The sequence below is a fragment of the Aeromonas mytilicola subsp. aquatica genome (assembly GCF_044336385.1).
Taxonomy (GTDB): Bacteria; Pseudomonadota; Gammaproteobacteria; order Enterobacterales; family Aeromonadaceae; genus Aeromonas; species Aeromonas rivipollensis.
Map to the genome: position 1 here is coordinate 3,752,045 of NZ_CP172298.1, position 15,243 is coordinate 3,767,287.

The 15,243-nt window shown below is 62.3% G+C and carries 13 protein-coding genes and 1 pseudogene; 4 read left to right on the forward strand and 10 right to left on the reverse strand.

Features of this window, described 5'->3' with window-relative positions; genetic code table 11:
- Window positions 1–15: 15 nt before the first annotated feature.
- Window positions 16–464 (reverse strand): annotated as a pseudogene (locus ACFWHB_RS17175) (IS481 family transposase); the annotation flags it as partial.
- Between the two features lie 498 nt (window positions 465–962).
- On the opposite strand from ACFWHB_RS17175, the gene ACFWHB_RS17180 reads away from it, so the two are divergent.
- From ACFWHB_RS17180 to ACFWHB_RS17190, 3 genes are all read left to right on the forward strand, one after another.
- Entirely contained in the window at window positions 963–1,394 is a 432-nt protein-coding gene (locus ACFWHB_RS17180; RefSeq protein ID WP_395948921.1) for a MerR family transcriptional regulator, read from the forward strand.
- Window positions 1,395–1,448: 54 nt separating this feature from the next.
- On the forward strand, window positions 1,449–2,054 hold the full coding sequence (locus ACFWHB_RS17185; RefSeq protein ID WP_395948922.1) for an NAD(P)H-dependent oxidoreductase: 606 nt from the start codon (window positions 1,449–1,451) through the stop codon (window positions 2,052–2,054).
- Window positions 2,055–2,201: 147 nt separating this feature from the next.
- A complete protein-coding gene (locus tag ACFWHB_RS17190; protein WP_395948923.1) occupies window positions 2,202–2,792 on the forward strand; it encodes an MliC family protein in 591 nt (196 codons plus the stop codon).
- 60 nt (window positions 2,793–2,852) lie between these two features.
- Here ACFWHB_RS17190 and putP read toward each other — a convergent pair whose 3' ends face one another.
- The 8 genes from putP to ACFWHB_RS17230 form a co-directional block, all read right to left on the reverse strand.
- A complete protein-coding gene (gene putP, locus ACFWHB_RS17195) occupies window positions 2,853–4,367 on the reverse strand; it encodes a sodium/proline symporter PutP (protein WP_289975767.1) in 1,515 nt (504 codons plus the stop codon).
- Window positions 4,368–4,643: 276 nt separating this feature from the next.
- Entirely contained in the window at window positions 4,644–5,570 is a 927-nt protein-coding gene (locus ACFWHB_RS17200; RefSeq protein ID WP_395948924.1) for a L,D-transpeptidase family protein, read from the reverse strand.
- A 179-nt stretch (window positions 5,571–5,749) separates the two neighbouring features.
- Complete coding sequence (locus ACFWHB_RS17205; RefSeq protein WP_234569670.1) at window positions 5,750–6,991, reverse strand: mechanosensitive ion channel family protein; 1,242 nt, start codon at window positions 6,989–6,991, stop codon at window positions 5,750–5,752.
- A gap of 133 nt (window positions 6,992–7,124) precedes the next feature.
- On the reverse strand, window positions 7,125–8,324 hold the full coding sequence (locus ACFWHB_RS17210) for an acetate kinase (RefSeq protein WP_042648912.1): 1,200 nt from the start codon (window positions 8,322–8,324) through the stop codon (window positions 7,125–7,127).
- A gap of 466 nt (window positions 8,325–8,790) precedes the next feature.
- Complete coding sequence (locus ACFWHB_RS17215) at window positions 8,791–9,261, reverse strand: YhcH/YjgK/YiaL family protein (protein WP_395950217.1); 471 nt, start codon at window positions 9,259–9,261, stop codon at window positions 8,791–8,793.
- Window positions 9,262–9,561: 300 nt separating this feature from the next.
- The gene (locus tag ACFWHB_RS17220) at window positions 9,562–10,668 is read right to left on the reverse strand and encodes a 1-acyl-sn-glycerol-3-phosphate acyltransferase (protein ID WP_025325894.1); all 1,107 of its coding nucleotides are present in this window, start codon (window positions 10,666–10,668) and stop codon (window positions 9,562–9,564) included.
- Window positions 10,669–10,889: 221 nt separating this feature from the next.
- Window positions 10,890–11,441, reverse strand: a complete 552-nt coding sequence (gene rimJ / locus ACFWHB_RS17225; protein WP_163147117.1) for a ribosomal protein S5-alanine N-acetyltransferase — start codon at window positions 11,439–11,441, stop codon at window positions 10,890–10,892.
- Window positions 11,442–11,502: 61 nt separating this feature from the next.
- Window positions 11,503–12,063, reverse strand: a complete 561-nt coding sequence (locus ACFWHB_RS17230) for a GNAT family N-acetyltransferase (protein WP_395948925.1) — start codon at window positions 12,061–12,063, stop codon at window positions 11,503–11,505.
- Between the two features lie 348 nt (window positions 12,064–12,411).
- On the opposite strand from ACFWHB_RS17230, the gene ACFWHB_RS17235 reads away from it, so the two are divergent.
- Window positions 12,412–14,181, forward strand: a complete 1,770-nt coding sequence (locus tag ACFWHB_RS17235) for a M4 family metallopeptidase (RefSeq protein WP_395948926.1) — start codon at window positions 12,412–12,414, stop codon at window positions 14,179–14,181.
- A 47-nt stretch (window positions 14,182–14,228) separates the two neighbouring features.
- Here the strand turns inward: ACFWHB_RS17235 and ACFWHB_RS17240 are convergent, their stop codons facing one another.
- The gene (locus ACFWHB_RS17240) at window positions 14,229–15,128 is read right to left on the reverse strand and encodes a LysR family transcriptional regulator (protein ID WP_395948927.1); all 900 of its coding nucleotides are present in this window, start codon (window positions 15,126–15,128) and stop codon (window positions 14,229–14,231) included.
- Between the last annotated feature and the right edge of the window lie 115 nt (window positions 15,129–15,243).

Below are 15,243 nucleotides of genomic sequence, written 5' to 3' on the forward strand. Positions count from 1 at the left end.
AAACCGGTGTCTTGTTTACACTACTTTAGAACGCACTTCCCTCACTATCAATTTCAGACCCTTTTTGAACATGCAGTAGGGAGCCTGTCTTTCCATCATCCTGCCTTGATGTGGCCGCTAAATGTTGTAGTGCGCTAGGTAGTTGTCCAGGTCTATCTGCGTCGGCTCAACCGACTCATACCAGTTTGTTTTCTCCTTGATACGGAAAGGGTACGATGCAGCGGCTCGATATAGCCGTTACTGTGCGACCAGCGCACCTTGGTGGTCCGGTACTCAATCTTCTTCAATTGCAGGAACAGCTAGTAGGGATGATGGTCAGGGTGTTCGTAGAACTCACGCCCGTTGTCCGACAGAAAATTATAAACCTGCGTCTCTTGAACCTCGAAGAACGGTAGTACCGTTTCGTTGAGTACATGCACCGAGGTCACAGGCGGCTTGCTCGTGTAGAGACGTCCCCTTGTGTGGAGCTTTGGCAGCTCAGCCCGTAGCCTCGAATAGCTCAGCATATTCATACCATCACGTATAACCCAGCCACGAAATAAATAAGGGTCGGGAAATCCCCTTGGGGAGCCCCTTTCGGCCACCTGATTGCCCTGACTCGCGTTCCAGAGCCACTATAAGATCAATTTATGGGTTTTCCGGTAATGACCCCATATTTGCTTATAGTGGCGCTCACTTGTCCATTGACGCCCATTTTGGCCCCATCAGGGGTCAGAGCGGCCATTTCCCGCCCCGGCCCGAAGGGCGGGCGAAACCCCGTCGAGGGCAAGGCCCTCGCATTCTATGGGGCAAAGCCATATCCCGCACCTACGGAATGCCAGGAACGCGGCGACGCAGTCACAGAGCAACATCATTATCCTCCCAGCACTGCGCCAACGGCGCCCCCTCCCCCTGGGGATGCATTCCCCCCTGCCACTGGCCTATAGTGAGCCCCTACTCGAACAACCTTTGCGAGCAGCACCATGTATATCGGCGAATTTGCCCGACTGGCGGGCACCACACCCAAGGCAGTCCGTCTCTACGAGCAGCTCGGGCTGCTGCCCGAGCCCAGGCGGCGCGGCAAGTATCGCGTCTACCGGACTGAGGATCTGGAGTGGGTCGGCTTTATTCGCCAGGCCCAGCAGCTCGGCTGCAAATTGAGCGAGCTTGTCCCCTTACTGGCGGGCCTCACCAGTCTCGCCGAGTTTCCCTGGCAGAAGGTGGAGCAGCTTATCGCGGGCAAGTTGGCCCAGATCGCGGCAGAGGTGGCCAGGCTGCAGCACCAGCACCACTCCCTGACCCAGTGCGCCGCGCTGCTGGCGCAGCACCCCTGCCGCTATGGCGCCCCCGGCCAGAGCGAGCCGCACCCACAGGCTGAGCAAGGGCTTGCAGGACGGGCGCACAAGGTGGCTTGACTCTGTCCCATGGGACAAGGGGTGTAATGGGGGCTCACTTCAAGGAGCCACGCCATGACACCCAAGCTGCTTATCATCAACGGCAACCCCAAACCCGACAGCCTCTGCCATGCCCTGGCCAGAGAGTATGCCCGCAGCGCCGAGGAGGGCGGCGCAGAAGTCACCCTGCATCACGTGGGGGAGCTCGCCTTCGAGCCGGATCTGCACCATGGCTATGACGAGGCGCAGCCCCTCGAGCCCGATCTGCTGGCATTGCAGCAGAGTCTGAAGCAGGCCCAGCATCTGGTGATCGTCGCCCCCCTCTGGTGGGGCCACCTGCCGGCCCGGCTCAAGGGCTTGCTGGACAGGGTGCTGCTCTCGGGGTTCGCCTTTCGCTATCAGAAGGACAAAGCCCTTCCCGAGCGCCTGCTCGCCGGCAAGACGGCGCGCCTGCTGCTCACCATGGACAGCCCGCTCTGGTACTACCGCTGGTGGCTGGGCTCCCCCGTCGAGCGCACCCTCGACAAGCCCGTGCTGGGGCTCTGTGGCATCAGGCTGACTCACCGCCAGCATCTGGGGCCTGTCCATACCGCCAGCGAACGGGAGCGACAGCGCTGGCTGGGCCGTGCGGCGGCCGCGGCCCGCAGTGATGCGCAGCGGCTGGCGCGGCGACGTACCTGAGTCAGGGCGGCGGCGCCCCTGGTGACTAGGGTTGTCGGAAGTGGGGACCAGAGAGACGGGCAAGGGAGTCTGGGGTGAAAAAGTCCTCGGCGGCTCGGCGCCCTTGTGCTGTAGTAAGTGGGAATCCCCCTTGCTGGAGCCTTTTCGATGAACAAGATGTTGCTTGGCACCCTCGCCTTGATGCCGCTGCTGGCCAATGCCGCTACCCCTTCCTTTGACTGTGCCAAGGCCCACAGCGCGGCCGAGCAGCTAGTCTGCCAGGACGCCGGGCTGGCGGCGCTGGATAACGAACTCGCCGCCCTCTATCCCAAGGCGCTGGCTAATCTGTCGGCCGAGCAGCAGAAGACGGAGAAGGCGATGCAGCGCGGCTGGATCAAGGGGCGCAACGAGTGCTGGAAAGAGAGCGACTCGCGCCAATGCGTGGAGGAGAGCTACCAGCTACGCATCACAGAGTTGCAGATAAAAGGGGGCCAGCTGATGGTGCCAAGCCCGGTCGACTACCAGTGCGACGGCGAGCTCCGGCTCTCGACCTACTTCTATAACGAGGCCAAGCGGCCCGCCGCCGTGATCAACCTGAGCGAGGGGGCGCAGCAGTCGCAGGTGCTCGCCTTTGAAGCCCCCAGCGCCAGCGGTGCCCGTTACGAGGGGCAGAATCTCACGCTGCTGACCAAGGGGAACGAAGCCAGGCTGGAGCGCTATGACCAACCCACCCGGCAGTGCCGGGTCAGCGGCCAATAAACCCGCGCCACCATGAAAAGGCCCCGCAATGCGGGGCTTTGTTTATTCAGCGTGCGTGATTTATCTCACCATGACCGGCTCAGCCGAGAGAGGGGGAGTCTGGAACTCACGCTCTGCCTCGTCGAAGCGATCCAGCATGGCCTTGGAGGGCGCCTTGTCCAGCAGGCTGAACACCACTATGGCCAGGGTGGCGAAGACGAAGCCCGGGATGATTTCATACAGACCCAGCCAACCGAACTGCTTCCAGACGATGACGGTCAGGGCACCGGCCAGCATGCCGGCCAGGGCGCCGTTGCGGGTCATGCGCGACCAGAGCACGGAGAGCAGCACCACGGGACCGAAGGCGGCACCGAAGCCGGCCCAGGCGTAGCTCACCAGCCCCAGCACCCGGTTCTCCGGGTTCACGGCCACGGCGATGGCGATAAGCGAAATCACCAGCACCATGGCGCGGCCGACCCACACCAGCTCTTTCTGGGAGGCATTCTTGCGCAGGAAGGGCTTGTAGAGATCTTCGGTGATGGCGCTGGAGCAGACCAGCAACTGACAGCTCAGCGTACTCATCACGGCCGCCAGTATGGCGGAGAGCAGCACGCCGGCAATCCAGGGGTTGAACAGTATCTTGGAGAGCTCGATGAAGACGCGCTCCGGGTTGGCGGTGACGCCGGCAGCCTGCTCGGTGAAGGTGGAGAAGTAGGAGAGGCCGAAGAAGCCGATGGCCACGGCGCCGCCCAGGCAGAACACCATCCAGGTCATGCTGATGCGACGGGCGCTGGCCATGGAGTGGTGGGAGTCCGCCGCCATGAAGCGCGCCAGTATATGGGGCTGGCCGAAGTAGCCCAGGCCCCAGGCCATCAGGGAGATGATGGCGATGAAGTCCAGGTTCTTGAACATGTCGAGGTTGCTGGCATTCTGCGCCGCTACCTGCACCATGGCGGTGTCGATGCCGCCGACGGCGATGATGACGAACACCGGGGTCAGGATCAGGGCGAAGATCATCAGGGTGGCCTGCACCGTATCTGTCCAGCTCACCGCGAGGAAGCCGCCGAAGAAGGTGTAGGTGATGGTGGCTGCGGCACCGACCCAGAGGGCGGTGTCATAGCTCATGCCGAAGGTGCTCTCGAACAGGCGGGCACCGGCCACCACGCCGGAGGCACAGTAGATGGTGAAGAACAGCAGGATCACCAGGGCGGAGAGGATGCGCAGCACCCGGCTCTTGTCCTCGAAGCGGTAGGTGAAGTAGTCCGGCAGGGTCAGGGCGTTGCGGTTCTTCTCGGTGTGAACCCGCAGCCGACCGGCCACCCAGCGCCAGTTGAAGTAGGCACCTATGGTGAGGCCGATGGCGATCCAGCTCTCGGAGATGCCGCCGATGAAGACGGCGCCAGGCAGGCCCATCAGGAGCCAGCCGCTCATGTCGGAGGCCCCGGCGGAGAGGGCGGTCACCCAGCTCCCCATGCGGCGGCCGCCGAGAATGTAGTCGTCAAAGTTACGGGTGGCGCGATAGGCGATGAAGCCGATCAGGACCATACCCAGGATGTACACCAGAAAGGTGATGAGCATTGGGGTGCTAGCTGTCATTCAAAACTCCGTTATGTGACTCTTGTACCCGTTCTCGCGACGGGCTCTTCCTTAAAAAACCGGCCTAGATTAATCAGCAGATCGCCTGATCACAACCACTTTTAACAAATAAAAAACACAGAGAAAACGTTTCATACCTAATCAAGTAACCAATCAAGAGGGGTTAGGCCGGATTTTATCCCGACGGTGCAAGGACTTACCCGGGCAGCCCCTTCCTTTACCCATCATAAAAAAAGCCCCGACCTTGGCCGGGGCTCGATATCGAGGGCAACCGGATCAGCGGTTGATGGCGATGGGCATGCCGCTGCGCTGCTCCAGGGCCTGCTTGACCAGTTGGGAATCGCTGTCCGCATGGGCGATAAAGCGCGTCACGGCCGGGGTCATGGGTAGCGGCGCCGGCAGGCTGGAGTTGAACTCCTCCTGGCTGCGGGAGAGCGGCTGGTGCACTTCCAGGTAGCGGCTGCCATCCGGTTCGACCGAGGCCTTGATCGGCTGGTTCACGAACTGGACGCGGGTGCCGACCGGTACCTGCTTGAACAGATACTCGATGTCGTCGTTACGCAGCCGCACGCAGCCGTGGCTCACCCGCAGACCTATGCCGAACTGGGCATTGGTGCCGTGGATGGCGTACATCTTGCCGATGTAGAGCGCAAACAGCCCCATGGGGTTATCCGGACCGGCCGGCCAGACCGCAGGCAGGCTCTCGCCACGGGCGGCATACTCGGCATGCATCTTGGCGGTTGGGGTCCAGGTCGGGCCCGCCTTCTTGCGCTGCACGCTGGTCACCCAGTTTTCCGGGGTGTCGGTGCCGAGCTGGCCTATGCCGATGGGCAGCACTTCCACCACCTTCTTGCCTTTCGGGTAGTAGTAGAGGCGCATCTCGGCGACGTTCAGCACTATGCCCTCCCGGGGGGCATCCGGCAGGATCAGCTGGTGCGGCACGACCAGCTTCTCGCCCGCCTGCAGCAGCAGGGGATCCGCCTTGGGGTTGGCTTCCAGCATGTTGGTCAATCCCAGCTGGAACTTGGCCGCGACCGCTTCCAGGGGCTGGCCCGCCTCTTCGGCCGGCACCACGTATTCCAGGTTCTCGCCCACCAGGCGGCTGTTGGCCGCAGGCAGGGCATATTCGACGGCAAGCACGGGCATGGCGGTCAGGAGCAGGCTGCAGCACAGTGCAGCCGCCGTGTTGTGGAGGAGCTTCATAACTTTCCTGTGATATTGGGGTGATTCAGGACTCTGGCCAGGCCGGGGCGTGCGCGCCCGGGGCGAAGAGAAGGCCGCCATTTTTCTCCTCTGCACCGCAAATTTCAACCGACACGTGGTGACGGGTCGATGATTAATATGGCGTTTTCCCCTGGCCTCATCCTGTAACAAGAATCAAATCACTCGTTCTTCCAGGCATGCATGTCATAACCGGTTGGCGATTGATGCAACCGCAGATGAAATTGCCCGATAATGGCGAATATATGGTCGAATATATCGGCCTGAATCCCTTCGTAATCTGCCCAGGCGGTGGTCGCCGTGAAGCAGTAGATCTCCAGCGGCAGGCCGTCGGAAGTCGGTGCCAGCTGGCGCACCATCAGGGTCATGTCCTTGCGAATGCCGGAGTGGGCGCGCAGGTAGGCATCCAGGTAGGCGCGCAGGGTGCCGAGGTTGGTGAGGTGACGGCCATTGATGGGGCAACTGATGGCGTCGCTGAGCTGCTGGTTGTAGCTGCTCAGCTCCTGCTCCTTGCGGCTAAGATAGGGGGCCAGCAATTTGGCCTGCTTGAGTGTCAGCTGCTCCTCGGCGGTCAGGAAGCGCACGCTGGTCATGTCGATGTTGACGCTGCGCTTGATGCGCCGACCACCGGATTCCGTCATCCCCTGCCAGTTCTTGAAGGAGTCGGAGATCAGGGCATAGGTGGGAATGGTGGTGATGGTCTTGTCCCAGTTCGACACCTTGACCGTGGTGAGGCCGATGTCGGTCACCTCGCCATCGGCGCCGTACTTGTCCATCTGCAGCCAGTCACCGACGCTCAGCATGCGGTTGGCGGAGAGCTGGATCCCGGCCACCAGACCTAGGATGGGGTCCTTGAACACCAGCATCAGTACCGCAGTCATGGCCCCCAGACCGCTGAACAGGAAGAGCGGCGACTTGCCGAGCAGCAGGGCTATCATCAGGATGCCGACCAGTATGCTGGCCACCAGTTTCACCCCCTGGAAGATGCCGCGCAGGGGCAGGTCCCGTCCGAGCCGGGTATATCGACTCACCGACAGCAGACAGTCGAGCAGGGCGAACAGGGCAAGCAGCAGGAACAGCAGGATCCAGAGCTGGGCCAGCATCTCGATAAGCTGCAGGCTGTCGGATGCCTTGGGCAGCCAGATCTCCGCCTGACCGAGCAGCACGGCCCCTTGCAGGACCAGGGCGAGCCGGTAGAAGAGCCGCTGCTGCAACTGGGGCGGCAGCCACACCTGCTTGGTCTTGCCGAGCAGCCCCACCAGGCGCACCAGCAGGATGCGGTGCAGCACCAGGTGCAGTGCCAACGCGGTCAGCACGATGAAGCTCAGGGCGATCACCAGCGCCATCATGGCGGTGACCTCCACCCCGAGACCGGACAACCAGTTGAAAAATATCTCCTTCATCTCTACCTCTGCGACGTGAAACTGCCGTCAGGGTACGTATCTGGCCCCTCATGTCAAATGACAGCTTGCTCAATGTGCCGCTGAAACGACAACGCCCGGCACAGGCCGGGCGTTGTTTCGGTGCGAGTAGGCCTTAGCCGACCAGGCTCAGGGCATCGCGGGCGATGACCAGCTCTTCGTTGGTGGGCATCACCAGGGCCAGGCGGCTGCCTTCGGCCGTGATGGGGCCTTCACCGCCCAGCACGGCGGCGTTGTTGGCCTCTTTATCGACCTTGAAGCCGAACAGGGCCAGCCGCGCCAGCACCATCTCGCGCACCATGGCGGCGTTCTCGCCGATACCGCCGGTGAACACCAGGGCGTCCAGGCGACCGTCCATGGCGGCGGCATAAGCCCCGACATACTTGGCTACCCGGTAGGTGAACACATCCAGCGCCCGCTTGGCGCCGGCGTCGGTGGCATAGTTGGTGGTGACATAGCGGCAGTCGCTGCTCACCTCTGTCATCCCCAGCAGGCCGGACTCGCGGGTCAGCACATGGTTGATCTCGTCCACGCTGTAGCCGAGCTGGTCGTGCATGAAGAAGACCACGGCGGGGTCGATGTCACCAGAGCGGGTGCCCATCGCCAGCCCTTCCAGCGGGGTCAGGCCCATGGAGGTATCGACGGACTCGCCGTTCTTGATGGCGCAGACGGAGGCACCGTTGCCCAGGTGGCAGTTGATGATGTTGAGCTCGGACAGCGGCTTGCCCAGCGCCTTGGCGGTCTCTTCGGCGATGAAGCGGTGGGAGGTGCCGTGAGCGCCGTAACGACGGATGCCGTTCTCCTGGTAGAGCTTGTAGGGCAGCGCGTAGAGGTAGGCTTCCTGCGGCAAGGTCTGGTGGAAGGCGGTGTCGAACACGGCCACGTTCTTCTCGGCCAGGGCCGGGAAGACCTTGAGGGCGGCACGGATGCCGATGAGGTGCGCCGGGTTGTGCAGGGGGGCGAACGGAATGGCGGCCTCGATGCCGGCGATCACGCCATCATCGATGCGAACGGAGCGGGAGAACTGCTCGCCACCGTGCACGATGCGATGGCCGATGGCGACCAGCTGCTCGGCGAGTGTCGGATCCTGGGGCAGGATGTGACCCACTATGTGGTCAAGGGCGGCCTGGTGCGCGGCACCGGCGCCCAGCATGGCTTCGCCCTTGACTCCGTGGAGTTTCCATTTGATACGTGCGTCATCCAGATTGAAGCATTCGGCCAGGCCGGACAGCATGTCCTCACCTGTTTCGGCGTCCATTACGGCAAATTTCAGGGAAGAGCTACCGCAGTTAAGGATCAATACCAACTTGCTCATGTTCTACATCTTCCTGTGCTTCGGCTTTATGCCGACAGTGTCGTGTCATCCAACATGGATGGGATTCCCCTGCCGGGGGCGTTATGGTCGCAGGAAAGTGCGCCCAATTTTTCAAACTGTCTGGCGCCAACCATTGTCTGGCGCGCTCATCCTTTCAAACTCTCTAACGCCGACCGCCAACTCTGGTCCAGGCGCGCTTATCCTTTCAAACTCTCTGGCGCCGACCCATAGTCTGGCGCGCTCATCCTTTCAAACTCTCTAACGCCGACCGCCAACTCTGGGCCAGGCGCGCTTATCCTTTCAAACTCTCTGGCGCCGACCCATGGTCTGACGCGCTCATCTTTCTCAAACTCTCTGGTGCAGACCCGGAGGCTGGCGCGCACATCGATTCGTCAATGCGGGACAGGCCAGCGCCCATTCGACGCGGCCCTGTCGTGGCGGGTGCCCGGGCACCCGGCGCTGCGGCTCAGACCGAGGTCAGCAGCGACTGGTGGACCTTGACGACCAGCTTCTTCACCAAGCCTGGGGTAGTCAGGGTACAGAGAGGGCGATGCAGTTCTCCCGGCCAGAAGATGGCAAAGTCGCCGGGCTGCAACGCCAGATAACTGGTCTGGTCGTCATCGACGAACCAGAGATCGGGGTGGGGATGATCGGCGCCGTCGCTCACATAGGCATGGGGCCCGACGCCGATCCACTCCTCCCCCCGCAGCAGCAGCTGGATATCCAGATACTGCTCATGAAACTCGCCGCGGCGATCCGCGACCGGCTCGGTCAGCGCTTCGCTCACCAGACAAAACAGCTTGAGGCCGTCTATGTCCTGCTTGCCGAGCGGCGCCTGCAGCCACTGTTCGACGCTCTGCACCACCTCGGCCATGATGCGGGCCAGCGGCGCGGGCAAGGGGGTACGTTGCAAGGTATCCAGACTGCCGGTGATCATGGGGTTCGCATCCTTAGGTATATCTGCCATCTATCTTTGTCCATCAATGAAAAAGGACCCCTAAAGGTCCTTATTCAGCGTCGTCTGCCATCCTTGCAGACTCGAAAAGCGCCTGACTCATCTTGTTGGCGCCGAGTCACTGTTGCACAGTCGCCCGCCCCTTGCCAAGAGATACCCGCTCAATCACCCGATGATCGTACCAGTTGAAACAATATTATTCACTAGTCCATTGCCACCGACTTTGACCAGACGCAAAAACGGGAGCATCTGCTCCCGTTTTTTTCACCGAATCGGCGTCATTCAAACCTTGCTGGCGTTCTCCACCGGCTTGGCGTACATGGCACGCCAGATGGCCTTGTGTTCTTCCGGCACCTCCGACTGACGGGTCAGGAAGGCGGTCTGCTCTATGGTGCTGGCCTTGCCGGGCACATCTGCGGCCAGGTAGTTGCCAGGGAAGAGGCGGTAGCTGCTCCAGATCGCCTTGTCGATCAGCGCCGCCAATTCGTCCGGATCGCTGAAGCCCTCTGTGATGGGGGCGCCGAAGGAGACATGTACCCGTCCCTTCTGGCCGACGATGCCGGCGACTATGCTCTCGATGTCCTCAAACTCGCCCTTCTCGTAGCTGCCGTTGACTGACTTCTCGTACAGCTCCCGCGCCTTGGCCTTGTCGGTGGGATCCACCTCGTAGCTGATGCTGACCGGCACTATGTTGAGGCTGCGCATGTAATCGACGAAGTCGATCTTCTGCTTCTTGCCGTCCACATAGAACATCTTGAGGATGGCCGGATCCGTCTTGTCGTCCCCGTTCTTGGCGCGCCCTTCCTTCTGGGCGATCCAGATGGAGTGGCCCTCGTGCACCGACTGACCTATGTAGGCCGACAGCTCGCCGAGGGCCTTCATCATCTCCCGCGGCCCCTTGGCGGAGCGCTTGACGATGAAGCTCTTGTTGAGCTTCATCAGCTCGGTGGCACAGGGCTTGCGCAGCAGGTTGTCGCCGATGGCGATGCGCACCGTATCGAAGCCATGGGTGTGCAGCCCCCAGTTGACGAACGCCGGATCCATGGCGATGTCCCTGTGGTTGGAGACGAACAGGTAGCCCTGCTCCTTCTTCAGATGCTCGAGGCCGGAGAAGCTCACCCCCTGGGTGGAGGTGGCTATCATGCGACTCATGTAGCGGGTCACCCCCATCTGCACCTGATGGATGGTGCTGACCTTGGCCCACTTGTGGCGCAGGAACTGGCGGATCAGCGGGCGAATGGCCCAGCCCAGCCAGCTCATCAGGGAACCGAAACGGTATTTGGCGATGGCGCCGATAAACTCGTCATCCTGGATCAGCCGCTCGATGGCAGCCGGCACTTCGTCATCGCGATAGGGGCGAATGTCCGCGAATCTATCTACTTCTGTCACAATGTCAGCCTTGCATGTATGGAGTCGCGACCAGCTGCTGCTGGCCGGGAAAATTCAGGGCGCAATTTTACACGCTTTTGGGGTCAGGGGTATGAGAGGCATACAGATAGTGCGATCTTGCCGTGAAAAAGCCGCCAAATCATGGGGAGCCAGGATCCAGGACGGCCTGCGCCCATGGCTTGGCGAGGGACTGGTCCCGCACGGAGAAAGCCACATGCTCCTCAACCGGCCGGATTGAGCAGCGCGGTGAGGACGTGGTCCTCCCAGCGGCCGTTGATCATCAGGTAGTCCCGGGCATAGCCTTCCTGCTCGAACCCGAGACGCGCCAGCAGGGCGCCACTGCGCCGGTTCACCGGCATGTAGCTTGCCATGATGCGGTGCAGGTCGCGCTCCCGAAACAGGTAGTCGATGCCGGCGGCCACCACCTCCTGCATCAGCCCCTGCCCCTCGTGATCCTGATCGATGGCATAACCCAGATGGCATGCCTTGAACATGCCCATCATGATGTGGGTGAAATTGCAGGTGGCGAGCACCCGCTCCCCTTTGGGATCGAGCGCCACCAGTTGCACGGCGCTGCCGTCGAAAAACTGGCCATAACCGTCGCGCAGCCGCCCCTGCCAGTGACCCAGGGTATAGAAGCTCTCGTCGCGCCAGGGCTCCCAGGGCTGCAGATGGGTGCGGTTGCGCCGGTAGAAATCCAGCATCAGCTCGGCCCGCTCCGGGGGCAGGACGGTCAGCCGGGTGCGGGCCGTGGTGATATGGGGCAGGGTCAGCACTGTGCCTCCCCATGCTGGCCATGCAGGGTGCCAGTAACCGGACTGGGCCGGGACCCCATCAGTGATCCCTTTCCCGCAGCCTGAGCCAGTCATCCCGCAGCAGACCGTAGTGGACATGATCCACTACCCTGTCCGCCAGCCGCTCCGCCCGCCGGGTGATCCCCTCCTGCTGCATGCCGAGCCGCTCGCACACAGCCCGGCTGGGCTCGTTCTCCAGCGCGGCGCTGATCTCCACCTTCTCCATCCCCATCTCCTCGAAGGCGTGATGGATCAGGGCCTGACAGGCCCGGGTGATGATGCCATTGCCCTGCCAGCGCTCCGCCAGCCAGTAGCCGATGCTGACCTTGGCCAGCCCCTGATCGATCTGGTTGTAACCGATGACACCGACCACCTCCCCCTGATACTCGATGGCGGTGGTCAGCCCCTCGCCTCGGGAAAATTTCTCGATGGCGTGGCGAATGAAGGTGGCGCTGTCGGAGGGCTGCTGGATATGGGGCACCCAGGGCAGCCACTGGGAGAGATAGTCGCGATTGCGCTGACAGAGGCGAAAGAGTTCGCTGGCCATGTCGGGCTGCAGAAACAGGAGCGCCAGCTCGTCATCCAGTTGCCATGAAAACATTGCTCCTCCCCCGCCTTTGGTCCGGCATCCGCCGTCATGGGAGCCAATGTAGTCAATCAATCCCTTGTTTGCCAAGGACTTTCGGCGCCTGTCACCGGCAGGCAATCCCCATATGGATGTGCCCATTTGGGCACTGTTTTGGGCCTTGCAGCAATCAGCCCTTCCCTTGGCACAAGTCACCACATTCATGACAAATTTCAGCAGCCAAGGATGGCAACAGTCAGATCTGCTACGCCTTTATGCTGCTCTGTCACATATGACAGGCAGTTATTTCAGACCACCGCACTAGTGTAAGAGCGCCGGGCAACGGACCCGGCGTGCAATCTTCATCGACTAAGGAAAGACGAGATGAACAAAGTCTATTTGGCCGTGGTACTGGCCTGCTCGGGAAGCGCCGCCATGGCGGCAGAACAGGTGGAAGTGAACCAGGTCTCCGACCTGACCGGCGCTGTGAGCGGCGCCGCCAGGATAGGCGCCCTCGCCACAGGGGATGGCGAGTTTCGCCAGGTGCGGACGGTGACGCTGCCCAATGGCCAGCAGCGGGTGCGTTATGAGCAGACCTGGCAAGGCATCCCGGTCTGGGGTCAGGTGCTGGTGGCCGATCAGGCCCTGGGGGGCCAGGTCAACCAAGTGTCCGGCACCATGCTGCGCAAGATAGATACCGACCTGACGGGCCCGACCGCCACCCTCTCCCCTGCCGATGCCGCCCTCAAGGCCCGCGCCGGTGCCAAGGGCAGCAACGAGCGGGTCAAACTGTTCGTGATGCAGGATGAGACCGGTCAGGCCCGCCTGGTCTACCTGGTCTCCTGGCTCGCGACAAGCGAACAACCGAGCCGCCCCTTCGTGATGATAGATGCCCAGAGCGGCAACGAGCTCAAGCGCTGGGAGGGGATCAACCACCAGGACGCCACAGGCCCGGGGGGCAACCTCAAGACCGGCAAGTACTTCTATGGCGCCGATTTTGGTCCCCTCAAGGTGGACGACAGCTGCCGCATGAGCAGCAGCAACGTGGACACCATCAACCTCAATCACGCCACCAGTGGGGGCGCAGTGCACCAGTTCAGCTGCCCGGAGAACAGGGTCAAGGAGATCAACGGCGCCTACTCCCCCCTCAACGATGCCCACTACTTCGGCAACGTGGTGTTCGACATGTACCGCAACTGGTACAACACGGCGCCGCTGAGCTTCAAGCTCAAGATGCGGGTGCACTACGGCCGCAACTACGAGAACGCCTTCTGGGACGGCAGCCAGATGACCTTCGGCGACGGTGCCACCACCTTCTATCCGCTGGTGAGCCTGGATGTGGCGGCCCACGAGGTGAGCCACGGCTTCACCGAGCAGAACTCGGGACTGGTCTACTCGGGTCAGTCGGGCGGCATCAACGAGGCCTTCTCCGACATGGCGGGGGAAGCGGCCGAGAACTACATGAAGGGCAGCAACGACTGGCTGGTGGGGGCCCAGATCTTCAAGGGCAACGGCTCTCTGCGCTACTTCGAGGATCCGACCCGGGATGGCAGCTCCATCGGCCACGCCAGCGATTACTATGACGGCATCGACGTGCACCACAGCTCGGGGGTCTACAACCGCGCCTTCTACCTGCTGGCCAACACCGGCGGCTGGAACACCCGCAAGGCGTTCGAGGTGTTCGTGCTGGCAAACCGCCTCTACTGGGGGGCCAACACCAGCTTCGATCAGGGCGCCTGCGGCGTGACCAGGGCGGCTACCGATCTCGGCTACAGCCTGACCGACGTCGCCACCGCCTTCACCGCTGTCGGAGTCAACGCCAGCTGTGGCGCCACGCCCCAGCCCGACAAGGTGCTGCAAAACGGGGTCGCTGTGACCAATCTCACCGCCGCCAAGGGGGGCAAGCTGAACTACACCGTCGAGGTGCCGACCGGCAAGAGCCAACTGGTGATCGCCAGCAGCGGCGGCAGCGGGGATGCGGATCTCTACGTGAAATTTGGCAGCGAGCCGACCAGCAACAGCTATGACTGCCGCCCCTACAAGAGCGGCAACGCCGAAACCTGTACCCTGAACGCGCCCAAGGCCGGGACCTGGCACGTGCAGTTGAGCGGTTTCGGTGCCTTCTCGGGGGTGAGCCTCAAGGCCAGCTACTGAGCCCGAATGTCAGTGAAGGGAGAGCGCCGGACTTGTCCGGCGCTTTTTTATGTGGACTTGCCCGACCAGCGCCGGGCCAGGGTGCGCGCCGCCTCCAGCACCCGCTCCTTGGCGGGGTTGGGCCGCTTGCCGCTGCGCCAGGCCATCATCACATCCCAGTGATCCGGCGGCAGATCCGTCACATCCAGTTTCACCAGGCGACCAAACTCCAGATCCCGGGTGATGGCGAGCGCCGGCATCAGGGTGATGAAGCCGTGCTCCAGTGCCAGCTCCCGCGCCGCACTGGCGGGCTGGATGGCGTGCAGCGGGCTCGCTACCTGGCGCAGCAGCCGCAGTTGCAGGATCAGCTCGTCACAGCCTGTGCCCCACTGCTGGGGGGCCAGCCGCTCGTTGGCGATGTCTTGCAGGGTCAGCCCCTGCCGTCCGGCCAGCGGGTGGGTGGCGCAGGCCACGGCTATGATGGGGGAGCGATAGAGCAGCTCGAGCTGGATGCCCGCGATGGCGGGACACTTGAGGATGAAGCCGACGTCGGTCTCGCCGGTCAGCAGCTCCTGCATGATGACGCCGGAGTGATCCGTGCTGCAGCGGATCTCGAACGCCTCGTCCACCAGGGCCAGCAGCAGGGGACCAAACACCACAGTAGTCAGGGAGGGAAGGCAGGAGAGCCGGATCCGCGGCAAGGCGGGTGCCCCCTGCATCGCCAGCCGCCCCCCCTCCAGAGCACTCAAAGCGCTGGTGGCCGCCGGCAGGAACTGCTCGCAGGCCGGTGTGGGGGTGGCGCCACGGCGGTGACGGCGGAACAGGGACTGGCCCAGCTCCTGCTCCAGCACGGCGATCCGCTGGCTGACCATGGGTTGTGACCAGCCGCGAATGGCCGCCACCTTGCTGAAGCTGCCACGGTTGGCCACATCCAGCAGCAATTGCAAATCGTCGAGTGTCACAGCCATAACCAAATCCAATATGAAATATAGCCAGTTGTCGGCTACCACTATATCTGGAGCCCCACCAGAATAGCAGCATCAATCGTCGTGAAATGGCAGAACGCCAGCGAGTCAGGGACTT

Coding starts and splice junctions, on each gene's coding strand:
- ACFWHB_RS17180 (WP_395948921.1), top strand. CDS start 963: ATGTATATCGGCGAATTTGCCCGACTGGCGGGCACCACACCCAAGGCA.
- ACFWHB_RS17185 (WP_395948922.1), top strand. CDS start 1,449: ATGACACCCAAGCTGCTTATCATCAACGGCAACCCCAAACCCGACAGC.
- ACFWHB_RS17190 (WP_395948923.1), top strand. CDS start 2,202: ATGAACAAGATGTTGCTTGGCACCCTCGCCTTGATGCCGCTGCTGGCC.
- putP (WP_289975767.1), bottom strand. CDS start 4,367: ATGACAGCTAGCACCCCAATGCTCATCACCTTTCTGGTGTACATCCTG.
- ACFWHB_RS17200 (WP_395948924.1), bottom strand. CDS start 5,570: ATGAAGCTCCTCCACAACACGGCGGCTGCACTGTGCTGCAGCCTGCTC.
- ACFWHB_RS17205 (WP_234569670.1), bottom strand. CDS start 6,991: ATGAAGGAGATATTTTTCAACTGGTTGTCCGGTCTCGGGGTGGAGGTC.
- ACFWHB_RS17210 (WP_042648912.1), bottom strand. CDS start 8,324: ATGAGCAAGTTGGTATTGATCCTTAACTGCGGTAGCTCTTCCCTGAAA.
- ACFWHB_RS17215 (WP_395950217.1), bottom strand. CDS start 9,261: ATGATCACCGGCAGTCTGGATACCTTGCAACGTACCCCCTTGCCCGCG.
- ACFWHB_RS17230 (WP_395948925.1), bottom strand. CDS start 12,063: ATGTTTTCATGGCAACTGGATGACGAGCTGGCGCTCCTGTTTCTGCAG.
- ACFWHB_RS17235 (WP_395948926.1), top strand. CDS start 12,412: ATGAACAAAGTCTATTTGGCCGTGGTACTGGCCTGCTCGGGAAGCGCC.
- ACFWHB_RS17240 (WP_395948927.1), bottom strand. CDS start 15,128: ATGGCTGTGACACTCGACGATTTGCAATTGCTGCTGGATGTGGCCAAC.